This is a genomic window from Streptomyces sp. NPDC088157, assembly GCF_044741545.1.
Taxonomy (GTDB): Bacteria; Actinomycetota; Actinomycetes; order Streptomycetales; family Streptomycetaceae; genus Streptomyces.
This window is the reverse complement of the sequence record NZ_JBIUSU010000002.1, coordinates 973,395-988,386: the sequence shown is the minus strand read 5'-3', so window position 1 is coordinate 988,386 and position 14,992 is coordinate 973,395. Positions and strand designations below refer to the sequence as shown.

The 14,992-nt window shown below is 70.7% G+C and carries 16 protein-coding genes; 5 read left to right on the top strand and 11 right to left on the bottom strand.

Annotated features, from left to right (window positions below):
* Positions 1-31 precede the first annotated feature (31 nt).
* On the bottom strand, positions 32-1,477 hold the full coding sequence (locus ACIPFH_RS10685) for an ATP-binding protein (RefSeq protein ID WP_401824899.1): 1,446 nt from the start codon (positions 1,475-1,477) through the stop codon (positions 32-34).
* Positions 1,474-2,163 (bottom strand): response regulator transcription factor, encoded by a 690-nt coding sequence (locus ACIPFH_RS10680; protein WP_401824897.1) that lies wholly within the window; start codon positions 2,161-2,163, stop codon positions 1,474-1,476. The genes ACIPFH_RS10685 and ACIPFH_RS10680 overlap by 4 nt, the downstream gene beginning before the upstream one ends.
* 167 nt (positions 2,164-2,330) lie before the next feature.
* Here ACIPFH_RS10680 and ACIPFH_RS10675 point away from each other — a divergent pair, with 167 nt between their 5' ends.
* A complete protein-coding gene (locus ACIPFH_RS10675; protein ID WP_401825149.1) occupies positions 2,331-4,766 on the top strand; it encodes an MMPL family transporter in 2,436 nt (811 codons plus the stop codon).
* Between the two features lies 1 nt (position 4,767).
* Here ACIPFH_RS10675 and ACIPFH_RS10670 read toward each other — a convergent pair whose 3' ends face one another.
* The 4 genes from ACIPFH_RS10670 to ACIPFH_RS10655 form a co-directional block, all read right to left on the bottom strand.
* Positions 4,768-5,574 (bottom strand): TetR family transcriptional regulator, encoded by an 807-nt coding sequence (locus ACIPFH_RS10670; RefSeq protein WP_401824895.1) that lies wholly within the window; start codon positions 5,572-5,574, stop codon positions 4,768-4,770.
* A gap of 10 nt (positions 5,575-5,584) precedes the next feature.
* Positions 5,585-6,094, bottom strand: a complete 510-nt coding sequence (locus ACIPFH_RS10665; protein ID WP_401825147.1) for a thiol-disulfide oxidoreductase DCC family protein — start codon at positions 6,092-6,094, stop codon at positions 5,585-5,587.
* A 5-nt stretch (positions 6,095-6,099) separates the two neighbouring features.
* The gene (locus tag ACIPFH_RS10660) at positions 6,100-6,516 is read right to left on the bottom strand and encodes a hypothetical protein (protein WP_356264625.1); all 417 of its coding nucleotides are present in this window, start codon (positions 6,514-6,516) and stop codon (positions 6,100-6,102) included.
* A gap of 90 nt (positions 6,517-6,606) precedes the next feature.
* Positions 6,607-7,014 carry a VOC family protein gene (locus tag ACIPFH_RS10655; RefSeq protein WP_401824893.1) on the bottom strand — a complete coding sequence of 136 codons (408 nt, stop codon included), beginning with the start codon at positions 7,012-7,014 and terminating at the stop codon, positions 6,607-6,609.
* Positions 7,015-7,153: 139 nt separating this feature from the next.
* Between ACIPFH_RS10655 and ACIPFH_RS10650 the strand changes: the two genes are divergently transcribed.
* From ACIPFH_RS10650 to ACIPFH_RS10640, 3 genes are all read left to right on the top strand, one after another.
* Positions 7,154-7,792: a TM2 domain-containing protein gene (locus tag ACIPFH_RS10650; protein WP_401824891.1), complete on the top strand. Its 639-nt coding sequence runs from the start codon at positions 7,154-7,156 to the stop codon at positions 7,790-7,792.
* Positions 7,785-8,204, top strand: a complete 420-nt coding sequence (locus ACIPFH_RS10645; RefSeq protein WP_401824889.1) for a DUF2752 domain-containing protein — start codon at positions 7,785-7,787, stop codon at positions 8,202-8,204. Before ACIPFH_RS10650 ends, ACIPFH_RS10645 begins: the two co-directional genes overlap by 8 nt.
* Positions 8,205-8,440: 236 nt before the next feature.
* Entirely contained in the window at positions 8,441-8,704 is a 264-nt protein-coding gene (locus ACIPFH_RS10640; RefSeq protein ID WP_356264613.1) for a TM2 domain-containing protein, read from the top strand.
* Between the two features lie 83 nt (positions 8,705-8,787).
* On the opposite strand, the gene ACIPFH_RS10635 is transcribed toward ACIPFH_RS10640, so the two are convergent.
* The 5 genes from ACIPFH_RS10635 to ACIPFH_RS10615 form a co-directional block, all read right to left on the bottom strand.
* Positions 8,788-9,567 carry a succinate dehydrogenase iron-sulfur subunit gene (locus tag ACIPFH_RS10635; RefSeq protein WP_356260981.1) on the bottom strand — a complete coding sequence of 260 codons (780 nt, stop codon included), beginning with the start codon at positions 9,565-9,567 and terminating at the stop codon, positions 8,788-8,790.
* Positions 9,567-11,321 (bottom strand): succinate dehydrogenase flavoprotein subunit, encoded by a 1,755-nt coding sequence (gene sdhA, locus ACIPFH_RS10630; RefSeq protein ID WP_356260984.1) that lies wholly within the window; start codon positions 11,319-11,321, stop codon positions 9,567-9,569. Before sdhA ends, ACIPFH_RS10635 begins: the two co-directional genes overlap by 1 nt.
* Positions 11,322-11,354: 33 nt before the next feature.
* Complete coding sequence (locus ACIPFH_RS10625; protein WP_401824887.1) at positions 11,355-11,837, bottom strand: succinate dehydrogenase hydrophobic membrane anchor subunit; 483 nt, start codon at positions 11,835-11,837, stop codon at positions 11,355-11,357.
* A gap of 5 nt (positions 11,838-11,842) precedes the next feature.
* Positions 11,843-12,223 carry a succinate dehydrogenase, cytochrome b556 subunit gene (gene sdhC, locus ACIPFH_RS10620; RefSeq protein WP_078504082.1) on the bottom strand — a complete coding sequence of 127 codons (381 nt, stop codon included), beginning with the start codon at positions 12,221-12,223 and terminating at the stop codon, positions 11,843-11,845.
* Positions 12,224-12,471: 248 nt separating this feature from the next.
* The gene (locus ACIPFH_RS10615; RefSeq protein WP_401825146.1) at positions 12,472-13,008 is read right to left on the bottom strand and encodes a 2-oxo-4-hydroxy-4-carboxy-5-ureidoimidazoline decarboxylase; all 537 of its coding nucleotides are present in this window, start codon (positions 13,006-13,008) and stop codon (positions 12,472-12,474) included.
* A gap of 267 nt (positions 13,009-13,275) precedes the next feature.
* Here ACIPFH_RS10615 and ACIPFH_RS10610 point away from each other — a divergent pair, with 267 nt between their 5' ends.
* Positions 13,276-14,886 carry a glycoside hydrolase family 20 protein gene (locus ACIPFH_RS10610; RefSeq protein ID WP_401825144.1) on the top strand — a complete coding sequence of 537 codons (1,611 nt, stop codon included), beginning with the start codon at positions 13,276-13,278 and terminating at the stop codon, positions 14,884-14,886.
* The last annotated feature ends 106 nt before the right edge of the window (positions 14,887-14,992 follow it).

Here is a 14,992-nt window from a genome sequence, read left to right as displayed (position 1 = left end):
GGGCACCCGGCCCCGGAGGGGCCCGGCGCCCTCAGAGGCAGGCCTTCGGGCGGGTCGGCAGCGTCACCGTCACGGCCAGTCCCTCACCCGGCGCCGTCCGCACGCTCACCTCGCCGCCGTGCGCCTGAACGACGCCCTGCACGATCGCCAGGCCCAGCCCGCTGCCCGCGCCGCCACCGGCCCGGAAGAAACGGTCGAAGACCCGCGCCGCGTCCTCCGGGCCGAGCCCCGGCCCGTCGTCCTCGACCGACAGCCGTACGACTCCGTCGGCCCGCTCCACCCCGAGCCGCACCGGCACCTCGGCCGAGGTGTGCGTGCGGACGTTGGCCACCAGGTTGCCCAGCACCTGCCGCAGCCCCGACTCGTCGGCCCGCACCAGCACGGCCCCGTCTGCCTCGACGGTGACCGGCCGCCCGGGCTGCTGCGCGCGCAGGTCCTGCGCCGAGTCCCGCACCAGACGGCTCACGTCGACGCCCCGCAGCAGCAGTTCGGGCCGCTGGTCGAGGCGGGCCAGCATGAGCAGCTCGTCGACGAGCCGGCCCATCCGGTCCACCTCGCCGTTCATCCGGTCCCAGGCCCGCCGGCGCTCCTCCGGCTCGACCAGCATCCCCTGGTCGTACAGCTGGAGATAGCCGCGGATCGCGGAGAGCGGGGTGCGCAGTTCGTGCGAGGCGTCGGCCACGAAGCGGCGCAGCTGGGCCGCGCTGCGCTCGCGCGTGCGGTACGCGGTCTCCACCTGGTGGAGCATGGAGTTCAGGGCGAGCCGCAGCTGCTCGACCTCCTGGGTGGGGTGGTGGCTGGAGGGCACGCGCCGGGTCAGGTCGCCCTCGGCGATCGCCGTCGACGTCTCCACCATGTCCTCCAGCGGCCGCATCCGCCGTCGCACGCTGAACAGGGTCAGACAGGCGAGCAGGGCAAGCAGCAGCGTGCCGACCGCCAGATCGAGCTTCAGGGCCTTCGCTATGCCCTTGTGGAGGGCTTCGGTGGAGGTCGCCAGCAGGACGTACGTGCCGTCGGTGAGCCGCGTCGCGGTCACCCGGTACGCGGAGTCGTGCACGGTCACGTCGTGCGGGTCGGCGTCCCGTGCGAGCGCGGCAGGGTCGGCCACGGCGTCCGCGAGGCCGACCTGGGCCTCGGTCGGCGCGATGCCGAAGAGGGCCAGAGCCTTGCCCCCGTCGTCCACGGCGGTGAACACGGAGTCCGGCGCCGGCCGGTCGGCGGAGTACTCGGGCACCAGCCGGTCGCGGACGAAACCGAGGACGCTGAGCGAGTCGATCTGCCGCAGGGTGAGCTGCGAACTCCCCAGGGACGTACGCGTCTTGGCGAGCTCGGAGTCGACCTGGTCCAGGAGGTAGTGCCGCATCGCCATGAGGCTGATGGCGGTGGCGGCGACGATGCCGAGTGCGAGGAGCCCCACGTTGGCCGCCGTCAGCTTGGCGCGCAGCGAGTGGATGCCGTGCCGGTGGATCCGCCTCACGCCAGCCCGTATCCGACGCCCCGCCGCGTGGTGATCAGCGGCGGTCCCAGCACGTCCAGCTTGCGCCGCAGATAGCTGATGTAGGTCTCGACGACCGTCGACTCCGGCGGGGTGTGCTCGTACTGCCAGACGTGGCGCAGGAGCTGCTCCTTGGGCACGATCCGGCCGCCGTTGCGCACCAGGAAGCGCAGCAGCGCGTACTCGGTCGGGGTGAGCTCGACCGAGCGCCCCGCGCGGTGCACGCTGTACGTCGTCTCGTCGAGTTCCAGGTCGCCGTACCGCAGCGGCGGCCGCTGCGGAAGGACGTCGACCGACCGCGTGCGGCGCAGCACGGCGGTGATGCGGGCGACGACCACGTCGATGTCGAACGGTTTGGTGATGTAGTCGTCGCCGAAGCCGAGGGCGCCGACGATCTCGGCCGGCGCGTCCCGCGCGGTGAGGAACACCAGCGCCAGGTCCGGCCTGCGCCCCCGCAGTTCACGTCCCAGCGCCCGGCCGTCGCCGTCCGGCAGCATCACGTCGAGCAGGGCCACGTCCGGCCGGGTGCGGTCGGCGAGGGCGAGCGCCTCGCGGACGGTGCCCGCGGTCATGACCTCGAAGCGGTGGTAGCGCAGGGCGATGGCGAGGACGTCCGCGATGCTCGGTTCGTCCTCCACGACCAGCACGGTGCCGGAAGCCGTCGTCATGCCCCCAGTATCGGCGGACCCACCGACGATCGCGCCGGTTCACGCTTTGGAGTTCCTTGAGAGTCATGGTCGTCACATGTCCACGCACGCGTGGCGCCGCCGATCCTGTTGCCCAGGACCTGGGGGACCGACCGACGATCTGTTGAAGGAGATTGAGCGTGGCGGCATTGGCACGCTGGTGCTATCGGCACCGGCTGGTGGTCCTGTTGCTCTGGGCGGGGGCGCTGTTCGGCCTGGGATTCTCGGCCTCGACGGCGGGCACGGACTACGCGAACGACTTCTCCCTCCCCGACACGGACTCCAAGAAGGCCTACGACCTGATGGAGAAGGCGTTCCCGGCGAGCGCGGGCGACACCGACACGGTCGTGTGGAAGGTCGGCGAGGGCTCGGTCCGGGACCAGGACGTGCGGTCCCGGGTCCAGCCCGCGCTCGACGAGATCGCGAAGATGAAGGGCGTGGGCGGGGTCACCGGCCCGTACTCGGGGGGCACGGCGCAGATCAGCGGTGACGGGCGGATCGCCTACGCCCAGATCACCTTCACCGACCAGGCGAACGCCGTACCCAAGGAACTCGTCCAGGACGTCGTCGACACCGCGCGGGGCGCCGCACAGGGCGGCCTGGAGGTCGAGGTGGGCGGCCAGGCCGTCCAGCGGGTGCAGGAACCGCCCACCGGCCTCGCCGAGATGGTCGGCCTCGCGGCGGCCGCGGTCGTCCTGTTCCTGGCCTTCGGCTCGCTGTACGCGATGCTGCTGCCGCTCGCCGTCGCCGTCTTCGGCGTCGGCATGGGCCTGTTCTCGACCCAGTTGCTGAGCCATGTCACCGACATCCCGGACCTGGCCCCGCTGCTGTCCTCGCTGATCGGCCTCGGCGTCGGCATCGACTACGCCCTGTTCATCGTCACCCGGCACCGCAAGGGCGTCCTGCGCGGCCTGGACCCGGAGGAGTCGACGGTCGTCGCCCTCAACACCTCGGGCCGGGCGGTGCTGTTCGCGGGCGGCACGGTGTGCATCGCGCTCGCCGGAATGCTGGTGACGAACCTGCGCTTCCTGGACGGCGTCGTCATCGGCACCTCCCTGACGGTGGTGCTGAGCGTCCTCGCCGCGACGACCCTGCTGCCCGCGCTGCTCGGCTTCCTGGGCGCGCGCGTGCTGAGCCGTAAGCAGCGGCGCCTGCTGGCCGACGGGGGCACCTCCCGCTCGAGCGAAGCCGAGAGCGGGGGAGGGCCGGAGCCGGAGAAGGCGAGCGGTCCCGCGGCCCGCTGGTCGATGGGCGTGCAGCGCCGGCCGCGGACGATCGCGGCGCTCGCGCTGGTCGTCATGGCCGTTCTCGCGCTCCCCGTGCTGTCGCTCCGTCTCGGCGCCACCGACCAGGGCAACGACGACGCCTCGACGACCACCCGCAAGGCCTACGACCTGCTCGCCGAGGGCTTCGGGCCGGGCTTCAACGGCCCCCTCCAGGTGGTCGTGGACGGCGGTGACGCCACCGCTCTGGCCCGGGGCATCGAGAAGACGCCCGGCGTCGCCCAGGTGGCCGCGCTGCCGCCCGCGCGCGGGGTCACCGTCATCCAGGTGGTGCCCACGACCTCGCCGCAGTCCGAGCAGACGGACACCCTGATCGACCGTCTGCGCGACGACGTCATCCCCGAGGCGGGGGCCGAGGCGCACGTGGGTGGTGTCACCGCGGTCTCCAAGGACTTCGCGACGATCACCGGCGACCGCCTGCCCCTCTTCATCGCCACCATCATCGGCCTGGGCTTCCTGCTGCTCCTGGTCGCCTTCCGCTCCCTGGTGGTGCCACTGACGGCCGCCGTGATGAACCTGGTCGCGGCCGCGGCCTCCTTCGGCGTCCTCGTCGCGGTCTTCCAGTGGGGCTGGGGCCTGGAGCTGCTGGGCCTCGGCAAGGAAGGGCCGATCAACGCCTTCCTGCCGGTCATCATGCTGTCCCTGCTGTTCGGTCTGTCGATGGACTACCAGGTCTTCCTGGTCAGCCGGATGCACGAGGAGTGGGTGCACACCCGGGACAACGCGCGCGCGGTGCGCGTGGGCCTCGCGGAGACCAGCCGGGTCATCAACTCCGCCGCTCTGATCATGGTCTGCGTCTTCCTCGCCTTCGTGCTCAGCGGCGACTCGGGCGCGGCGATGGCGGGCGTGGGCCTCGCCGCCGCGGTCGCGCTGGACGCGTTCATCCTGCGTACGGCGCTGGTGCCGGCCGCGATGCACCTGCTGGGCGACTCCAACTGGTGGCTGCCCGCGTGGCTGGAGAAGCGGCTGCCGCATCTCGCGGTCGAGCCGAAGGAGGAGGAGGCTCGGTCGGTCGCGGCCGGCGACGGCCCGGCCTCGGTCGTCCACGGCTTCGTCCGTGACACGGCCGGTGACCCGGTGGAGGGCGCGACGGTCACGCTGGTGTCGCAGGGCGGACGGGAACGGGACCGCGTGACCTCCCTCGCCGACGGCTCGTACATCCTCTCCGTCCCGGCTCCGGGGACGTATCTGCTGGTGACGACGGCCGAGCCGCCCCTGCTGAAACGCACCCGGGAGCTGACGGTCGCGGGGGAGCCCCTGGTGTACGACGTGGAGCTGGAGGAGGGGGCCGAGGTCGGCTGAGTCACTCCTCGGCCGGGCCCGGTGGTTCTTTCCTCGCCGGGTCCGGCAGGGCGTTGCTCATGCCGGGCAGGAAGTCCGTGAACAGGTCGTGCACCTCGAGGACGAGCGGCCGCAGCACCCGGAACCGGGCCAGCGCCACACCCCGCGCGGTGAGGCGGGCGCCCCGCCCGGCCAGCCGGTAGCTGCGTTCGCGCCCCTCCGTACGGTCGTAGATCCAGTACATGACGAGGCCCATCTGGGAGAGCCACATCAACTCGGGCAGCACCTCGCGCAGCTCCTCCGGGACCTTCGCCTTCGACCCCGCGAGCACCTCCTTGTGGACGGCGATGGCCTCCACGCGCGCGTGTTCCGACTCGGTCGAGAAGGGGCTGAGCGGGCTGTCCGGGTCGGCGGCGTTCTTGAAGAACTGGACCGCGAACTCGTGGTACGGCTCGGCCACCTCCAGCCAGACCCGCAGCACCCCCGCCAGCCGGGCCTCCAGGCCGGTCTCCCGCGCCAGAACGTCCCGGACGGCCTCCCGGTGCTCGGCGGCGAGCCGGTCGTAGAAGCCCTGGATCAGGTGCTCCTTGCCGGCGAAGTAGTAGTACGCGTTGCCGACCGAGACCCCGGCTTCCTTGGCGATGGCCCGCATCGTCGTCTTGTCGTAGCCGCGTTCCTGGAACAGCCGCATCGCCGTCTCCAGGATCAGCGCGCGGGTCTGCTCGGACTTGGACGCGGGGGCGGCCTCATGACGTCCGGCCGCGTGAGCGGCCTCATGGGGCTCGGTCGGGGAAGCGGCCTCGGCGGGACCGTCGTTGTTCGCGGGCACGTACAGGAGCCTAGCCAGTGGAGCAGGTGCCGTCGGCACAGGTGGGCGGGTTGTAGGTCCAGCCCAGCCGCGGGTCGTACGACCACCCGTCGCCGCGGCGGTACACGCCCCCGCCCCAGCCCGCCGCCTGCCCCTGCCCGTCGCGCCACTTGGCGGCCGCGAGCACGGCGCCCCGCGCCAGTCTCGCCCCGGCGGGGGTGCTCAGCCGGTGGGACAGCGGACGGTACTCGCGCAGCGCCCACAGGGTGACGATCCAGGCCGCGGCGCCCCGGTAGACCTGGCCGGAGTCGCCGACGACGGTGATCTCGTCGAGGGTCGCGCGGTGGTCGAGGCCGGGGAAGCGGGCGGCCGCCTGTGCCGACCCCGCCGGGACGAAGTCCAGCGGCACCAGCTGCGGCTGCCGGCCCAGCCAGTCGCGCAGGAAGCCGCACAGGGAGCAGTCGGCGTCGTGGAGCACGGTGAGCCCGCGGACCGGGACGCGCCGGGCGTCCCGGCCGGCCGCGGCCCGGTCGGCGACCATCGTGCTCACGCCCCGGCGGCGGGCGCCGAGGGGGCGGTCCAGCCCTGCGGGCCGACCGGCGGGGTCTGCTCCCGCTCCATGACCCCGCGCCGCCGGATCCGGTTGAGCACGTACACGTTGGCCAGGTGCATCGCGCCGAGCACCAGCAGCACCACGCCCAGCTTGGTGGACAGGGCCTCGAAGATGCCGCGGGTGTCCTCGATGGTGGCGTCGCCGCTCAGGTAGAGGGCGACGAAGCCGAGGTTGACGAGGTAGAAGCCGACCACCAGGAGGTGGTTGACGGCGTCGGCGAGCTTCTCGTTCCCCTGGAGCACGTCGGCGAGGAATATCCGTCCGTTGTGACTGAGGGTCCTGGCCACCCAGACGGTCAGGCCGATGCTGATGACCAGGTAGACGACGTAGGCGATGACCGTGCGGTCCATGTTCCCCACCTTTTCTTGAACGCGTTCAAAACGCTGTCGAGGATGACTGTAGCGCTTGTTTTGAACACGTTCAACTGAAGTGGGGCAGGGCTAGCGCCTCGCCAGCTCGGGCCGCTTGAGGTAGTCCGTGAACCCGAAGACGTTGCCCCAGGGGTCGGCGACCTCGACGGTCCATCCGGTGGCCGTGGAGAACGGCGTGCCCAGGGGTGTGATGCCGGCGTCGGCCAGCGCCCGGGCCGCGCCCCGGGCGTCCGGCACCTCCAGCCAGACCCGCATGGCCGGCCAGGGCGGCGGCCGGTGCGCCAGAGCCTCCTCCCATCGCAGCAGGATCCCCGGTGTCTCGCCCCCGATCTTCAGGAGCGCGATCCCGGCCTCGTCGAACCGCAGCCCCACCGTGAACCCGGCCCGCTCGTAGAAGTCGACGGCCTCGCCGAGGTCGCCGACGGGCAGCAATACGTTGTCGAAGCCGAGCAGCTCGTACGACTGGTCATCTGACATGTCGTCAGGTTAGGTGCGGCGGGCCCGAAATCCGGTCAGGAGCACCCCGGTCTCGGCGTGGCTGTTTTTCTCCTGCAAGATGTCCTGCACTCGTCTCATCCACGGATGATCCGATCATCCGACCTCGGGGGAACTCGCCTTGTCCGAAACACCGCAGCAGCCCCAGCCACCGCAGGAGCCGCAGCAGCCCCAGCCACCGCAGGAGCCGCAGCAGCCCCAGCCACCGCAGGAGCCGCAGCAGCCCCAGCCACCGCAGCAGCCCGAGCAGCCGCAGCCACCGCAGCAGCCCGGGCAGCCCCCCCAGCCGCCGCCCGCTTACGGCTACCCCACCGCGGGCCCCGGCGCCCCCTACGACGCGGGCCGGCCCGGCCAGCCCGGTCCGGGCCCGTACGGCTACCCCCAGCCCGGCCCGCCATACCCGGGCTACGCCCAGCCTGGGTACCCGGGCCCCGGGTACCCAGGGCCCGGATACCCCGGACCGGGCTATCCCGCCCCTGGTTACATACCCCCCGGCACCTTCACCGGCGACCCCCAGGCCCCGTACGGGTACGACCTGATGGGCCGCCCCTACTCCGAGAAGTCGAAGGTCGTCGCGGGCGTGCTCCAGCTCACCCTGGGCAGCTTCGGGGTCGGCCGGTTCTACATGGGCGACGTCGGCATCGGCCTGGCCCAGCTGTTCACCTGCGGCGGGCTCGGCATCTGGGCGCTGATCGACGGCATCATCCTGCTGGTCAGCGACGACAAGACCGATTCCGACGGACGGATCCTGCGTGGCTGACGCGGAGCGCCTCTCCGTGAGGTGTTCCGCCCTGTTGCGGCACCCGGCGGCGGCCCCCCTCACGGTGCTCGCCGCCGGTGCGGCGGGCTCCGCCCATCTGTATGTCACCGACCCGCACCAGCCCGGCCACTGGCTCCCGCAGTGCCCCTTCCGGCTCGTCACCGGCCTGCTCTGCCCCGCCTGCGGCGGCACCCGCATGGTGTACGACCTGATGCACGGCCACCTCGCCCAGGCCTGGCTCGACAACCGTGTCCTGCTGCTCGCCTCGCCGTACGCGCTCGCGCTGCTGGCCCGCTGGATGTGGGCGGGCCTGCACGGCCGCGCCTGGCATCCGCGCCTCGGCCCACGGGCGTTGACGGTCGTCCTCGGCATCGCGGTGGCATGGACGGTGATCCGCAACCTCGTTGACTGATTTTGATCACGGATCAGGAACGATGGATCATCTGTACTCCCTCTTTACCCTTTGTTTTATCTAGGCTTACTTGTCACAGGGGGGACGTCCTGGCATGGCCGAGGCCGTGCGGGGCGTGGGTCGAGATCGGTCGACGTCGGTCGACGCGGGTGTCTCTCGCGTCGCATCCCTCCTGCACGCCCCCTTTCGGAGCAGGCCGTCCCGGTCGCCCGCAGGCATTTTCAGGAGCAGTTCTCATGACCGTCCCCACCCCGCAGGCCCCCTACGGGGTCGACCCGCTGGGTCGTCCGTACTCCGACAAGTCCAAGATCGTCGCGGGTATCCTCCAGCTCTTCCTGGGCTCCCTCGGCATCGGACGCTTCTACGTCGGCTCCGTCGGCGTGGGCATCGCCCAGCTCTTCACCTGCGGCGGCCTCGGCGTCTGGGCGCTGATCGACGGCATCCTGTTCCTCACCAGCAACGACCGCACCGACAAGCAGGGCCGCGTCCTGCGCGGCTGACACCGGCGCGGCAACACGGTGAGGGCCCCGCTCCACCAGGAGCGGGGCCCTCACCGTGTCACAGGGCTCGGAAGCCGGGAGACTCAGAAGCGGCGCGTGATGAGCGCTCGCTTCACCTCCTGGATCGCCTTCGTGACCTCGATGCCACGCGGGCAGGCGTCCGTGCAGTTGAACGTCGTGCGGCAGCGCCAGACGCCGTCCTTGTCGTTCAGGATCTCCAGGCGCTGCTCACCCGCCTCGTCGCGCGAGTCGAAGATGAAGCGGTGGGCGTTCACGATCGCCGCCGGGCCGAAGTACTGGCCGTCGTTCCAGAACACCGGGCAGGACGACGTGCAGGCCGCGCAGAGGATGCACTTCGTCGTGTCGTCGAACCGCTCGCGGTCCTCGGCGGTCTGGAAGCGCTCGCGCGTGGGCTCGTTCGTGTCCTTCGTGATGAGGAAGGGCATGACGTCCCGGTACGCCTGGAAGAACGGCTCCATGTCGACGACCAGGTCCTTCAGGACCGTCAGGCCCTTTATGGGCTCGACCGTGATCGGCTTCGCGGGGTTGAGGTCCTTGATCAGCGTCTTGCACGCGAGGCGGTTCTTGCCGTTGATCCGCATGGCGTCCGAACCGCAGATGCCGTGGGCGCAGGAACGCCGGAAGGTCAGCGTGCCGTCCTGGTCCCACTTGATCTTGTGGAGGGCGTCGAGGACACGCTCCTTCGGGTCGATCTCCAGCTGGAAGTCTTCCCAGACCGCCTCCGCCGAGACCTCGGAGTTGAAGCGGCGGATGCGGAAGGTGGCCGTGATGTACGGGGAGTCGGCGAAGCCGGGCTCGGGGGCGCCGGCCGCGTCCGCCTTGTCGAGAGTCGGGGTTGCCATCAGTACTTACGCTCCATCGGCTGGTAGCGGGTCTGGACGACCGGCTTGTAGTCGAGACGGATGGACTCGGTGCCGTCGTCGCCCACCTCGCGGTACGCCATGGTGTGGCGCATGAAGTTGACGTCGTCGCGATTCGGGTAGTCCTCGCGGTAGTGACCGCCGCGGGACTCCTTGCGGGCCAGCGCCGACACCGCCATGACCTCGGCCAGGTCGAGCAGGTTGCCCAGCTCGATGGCCTCCAGCAGGTCGGTGTTGAACCGCTTTCCCTTGTCCTGGATCGAGACGTTCCGGTAGCGCTCGCGCAGCTCGGCGAGCTTCTCGACCGCCGTCTTGATCGTCTGCTCCGTGCGGAACACCATGACGTTCGCGTCCATGGTCTCCTGGAGCTCGCGGCGCAGTTCCGCCACCCGCTCGGTGCCGGTGGACGCGCGCAGGTGCTCCACCTGGTCGATCACCTGCTGGGCGGGGTTCTCCGGCAGCTCGACGTACTCCGCCTTCTGCGAGTACTCGGCGGCGGCGATGCCGGCCCGCTTGCCGAACACGTTGATGTCCAGCAGCGAGTTCGTGCCCAGACGGTTGGCGCCGTGCACCGAGACGCAGGCGACCTCGCCGGCCGCGTACAGGCCCGGGACGACCGTCGTGTTGTCGAGCAGGACCTCGCCCTGGACGTTCGTCGGGATGCCGCCCATCGCGTAGTGCGCGGTGGGCTGGATCGGGATCGGGTCCGTGTACGGCTCGATGCCGAGGTAGGTGCGCGCGAACTCCGTGATGTCCGGGAGCTTCGCGTCCAGCTGCTCCGGCGGCAGGTGGGTGAGGTCCAGGTAGACGTGGTCGCCCTCGGGGCCGCAGCCGCGGCCTTCCCGGATCTCCGTGTAGATCGAGCGGGACACGACGTCACGCGACGCCAGGTCCTTCATGACCGGCGCGTACTTCTCCATGAAGCGCTCGCCGTCCTTGTTGCGCAGGATGCCGCCCTCACCGCGGGCGCCCTCCGTCAGCAGGATGCCCATGCGCCAGATGCCGGTCGGGTGGAACTGGAAGAACTCCATGTCCTCCAGCGGCAGGCCACGGCGGTAGACCGCCGCCTGGCCGTCTCCCGTCAGCGTGTGCGCGTTGGACGTCACCTTGAAGAACTTGCCGGTGCCGCCGGAGGCGTAGATCACGGCCTTCGCCTGGAAGACGTGGATCTCGCCGGTCGCCAGCTCGTACGCGATCACGCCCGCGGACCGCTTCACCCCGTCGACCTCGGTGATCAGCTGGTCGAGGACGTAGAACTCGTTGTAGAACTCCACGCCCTCCTTCACGCAGTTCTGGTACAGCGTTTGGAGGATCATGTGACCGGTGCGGTCGGCCGCGTAGCAGGACCGGCGGACCGGGGCCTCGCCGTGGTTGCGGCTGTGACCGCCGAAGCGGCGCTGGTCGATCGTGCCGTTGGGCGTCCGGTTGAACGGCAGGCCCATCTTCTCCAGGTCGAGGACGGAGTCGATGGCCTCCTTCGCCAGGATCTCGGCGGCGTCCTGGTCGACCAGGTAGTCACCGCCCTTGACCGTGTCGAAGGTGTGCCACTCCCAGTTGTCCTCCTCCACGTTGGCCAGCGCGGCGGCCATGCCGCCCTGCGCGGCGCCCGTGTGGGAGCGGGTGGGGTAGAGCTTGGTCAGCACGGCGGTGCGGCTGCGCTTCGTCGACTCGATCGCGGCGCGCATACCGGCGCCACCTGCGCCGACGATGACTGTGTCGTACTTGTGGATCTTCATGAGTGGTTCTCTCAGTCCCTCGGTCCCGTGCGCCTAGCGGATGTTCGGGTCGAAGGTGAAGATCACCAGCGTGCCCAGCAGGATGGTGAACACCGTGGCGGTGTAGAGCAGGCCCTTCAGCCACAGCCGGGTGTTCGCGCGCTCCGCGTAGTCGTTGATGACCGTCCGCAGGCCGTTCGCCCCGTGCAGCATGGCGAGCCACAGCATCAGCAGGTCCCAGACCTGCCAGAACGGGGAGGCCCAGCGGCCGGCCACGAAGGCGAAGCCGATCTTGGAGACGCCGCCGTCCAGGACGAGCTGGATCAGCAGGTGGCCCAGGACCAGGACGACCAGCACGACGCCGGACAGGCGCATGAACAGCCAGGCGGCCATCTCGAAGTTGCCACGGGTGGACTTCGGGGTCTTCTTGGTGCGCTTGCGCGGGGCCTCGATGAAGGGCGCCGGGTTGTCCACGCCGTAGACGGTGCCGCCCTCGACGGGGCCGATCCCGGCGGCGGTGGTTTCAGTGGTGGCCATTGGTCTCAGCTCCCGAACAGTTCACGAGCGGCGTGGCCGAGAACGGGGTAGATCGCCCCGAGCATCAGCACCAGCCACAGGCCGACGACACTCCAGAGCATCTGCTTCTGGTAGCGCGGGCCCTTCGACCAGAAGTCGACGGCGATGACGCGCAGGCCGTTGAGCGCGTGGAAGAGGATGGCGGCCACGAGGCCGTACTCCAGCAGCGCCACGATCGGCGTCTTGTAGGTGGCTACGACCTTGTCGTAGTCCTCGGGGGAGACACGCACGAGGGCGGTGTCCAGCACGTGAACGAACAGGAAGAAGAAGATGAGGACGCCGGTGACTCGATGAGCCACCCAGGACCACATTCCTTCCCGGCCGCGGTACAGCGTTCCAGCCGGCACGGAAGAACCCTCCGGGAGCGGGGATTGGGGCCTGCCGGCTTGGGTGTCGGACGGGCCCGGCCGGGTACGGTCCACCGGCCCCCAGCATGGTAGCTAGCCGGTGGCTCGGCGCTTACAGGGGGCCTACCGGTGTGATCAAAGTGGCATGCGTTTGGGTTAGCGTTCCGGGCTTCTGGGGTGGATTGTGCGTTATGCGCCGCGCGCGGATCCGTTGTGGCTGGTCGCGCCCCGCGGTGGAGCCGCACATGTCACAGTCCCGCGCCCCTGAGGTGGCTCACCAGCCGGGCCTTTCCAAGGCGCCGGAGTTCCTCCGCGGCCACCACCCGTTCGTCCTCGGGATCGTTTGTCAATCGTGACCGGATGCCCGCCAGGACGTGGTCCAGGGACTCGTCCGGGGGGACGGACGACAGGCAGATGACGAACGCGTGCCCGAATCGGGCCTCGTAGGCCGCGTGCGCCGCGTTCAGCGCCATGTGCGCCGCGCCGTACGCGTCCTCGGGCAGCGCGGGGAGGGACTCGGCCGCCAGGGCCTCCGCCAGATCGCCCGGGCTCAGGTCGTACGCGGCCTCGTCGGAGGCGGCCAGAAGGGCGTCGAGCGTCGGGTAGGGGCGGTGATCTGCCACGCGGTGGGCCCATCGCAGGCTGCGGAGACAGCCGAGGAGGATGCGGTGGGCCTCGTCGGCGGGTGCGGTGTTGAAACCGTCCAGCAGCGGTGCGGGTGAGGTCCGGGTCTGCGCCGGTATGGCGAGGCGGCCGGAGAGAGGGGGGAGACGGTGCGCAGGCAGCGTGGATCCTCACGTCACGTGTGGTGTGGCAGGGGATGCAGTGAAGGGTGTGTCGTCACGTTATCGAGAGTGGTCAAGACGTGTACGACTGATGCCTGAATTTCACCCGAACGAGAGAGTTTCGGAACGTGTCGTGGACTTCGCCACGCCGGTCTCGACGCGCTCGGGGCGGCCGGGGGTCGTACGGTTGGCGGGGTGAGCAGGCACAGGCACCGGCGCCGGACGCCGCAGAGGAAGCCGCAGCAGCAGGTGGTGACGCGGGCACTGCTGGCGGGTGGGCTGGTCGTCGCGCTCGGCGCGGGACTCGGCGTGTGGGCCTCGTCGGACGACGACACCACGACACCCGCCGGATCGGCCGCCTCCCGGCGGGCCGCCCCGGGGACGTCCGCCGCCGGTGACAGCGCCGCCTCGGCCGCCGCCCGGGCCGCGAGCCCGACGCCCAGCCGCTCCTACGCCCTCTCCACCACCCCCCGCACCATCCCCGCCGTCAGCGCCCACACCCCGGCGCGCGGCCCGGGTTGGAAGCCGCAGTCCACCCGCCGGGTGGTGGTGAGCGACGCCGCCCTCGCCGACGAGGGACGGCTGGTCGCCGGTGAGCTGGGACTGACGTACGCGGGGGAGAAGGACGACGTACGTGCCGGCGACCTGCGGCTGGCGCTCAACGACGACGAGGGCGCGAACCCGGAGTCGTACACCATGACCGTGCGCGGCGGGCGGGTCACCGTCAGCGCGCCCTCCGACGCGGGCGTCTTCTACGGCACCCGCACCCTCAAGCAGGAGGTGCACGCCGGCGGCACGGCGCCGGAGGGCGTCGTGCGCGACCGGCCGGCCAAGCCGCAGCGCGGGTTCACGCTGGACATCGCGCGCAAGCACTTCACGGCCGCCTGGATCGAGGACCGGGTACGGGAGCTCGGCGACCTGAAGTACAACCAGCTCGGCCTGCACTTCTCCGACGACCAGGCCTTCCGGATCGAGTCGGACAGCCACCCGGAGATCGTCGCCCGCCAGCACCTGACCAAGGCCGAGGTGAAGAGGATCGTCGACCTCGCGGCGAGCCGGCACATCACCGTCGTGCCCGAGATCGACTCACCCGGGCACCTGGGCGCCGTCCTCGCCGCCCACCCGGAGCTGCAGCTGCGCAACGCGAGCGGGGTCGCGACCCGCGGGGCGATCGACATCTCCAAGGAGGACTCCGCGAGCCTCCTCGACGACCTCCTGGACGAGTACGCCGACGTCTTCCCCGGCGCCTACTGGCACCTCGGCGGTGACGAGTACCAGGCCCTGACGGTGTCCAGCCCGGCGGCCTCCTACCCCCAGCTCGCCGCCGCCGCGACGGCCCGCTACGGCTCCGGCGCGGGCGTCGCCGACCTCACCACCGGCTGGCTCAACGACCGCGCCGACACCGTCCGCGCCCACGACCGGACCATGCGGGTGTGGAACGACGGGTTCTTCCGGGGTACGTCGGTCAAGCCGGCCTCCGACCTCGTGGTCGCGTACTGGACGGGCAAGGAGATCGGGGCGCGGACCCCGACGGAGTACCTGAGCGCGGGGCGCAAGGTCCTCAACTACAACGACGAATACCTGTACTACGTCCTCGGCGAGCCGAACGACTTCGCCTACCCGACCGGGCAGCGGATCTACCAGCAGTGGACCCCGCGGGTGCTGCGCGGCACCACCCCGGTCGCCGCGAAGTACGACGCCCAGATCCTCGGCGGCTCCTTCTCGGTCTGGTGCGACCTCGCGAACTCCCAGACGCAGGCCCAGGTCGCGGCCGGCATCCGGATGCCCCTGCGAGCCACCTCGCAGAAACTGTGGGACGCGGGCACACCACCGCTGACCTGGACCCAGTTCAAGGCGCTGGCCGACCACTTGGGCTGAACGCCCGGGCAACTCCTCGACCACCCGCCGGACTGACTCCGAGTTGGCCGAAACCAACCTCCTGTGACACTCCTGGCCCGTCGCACGCAGTAAGGGGAAGTGCGGG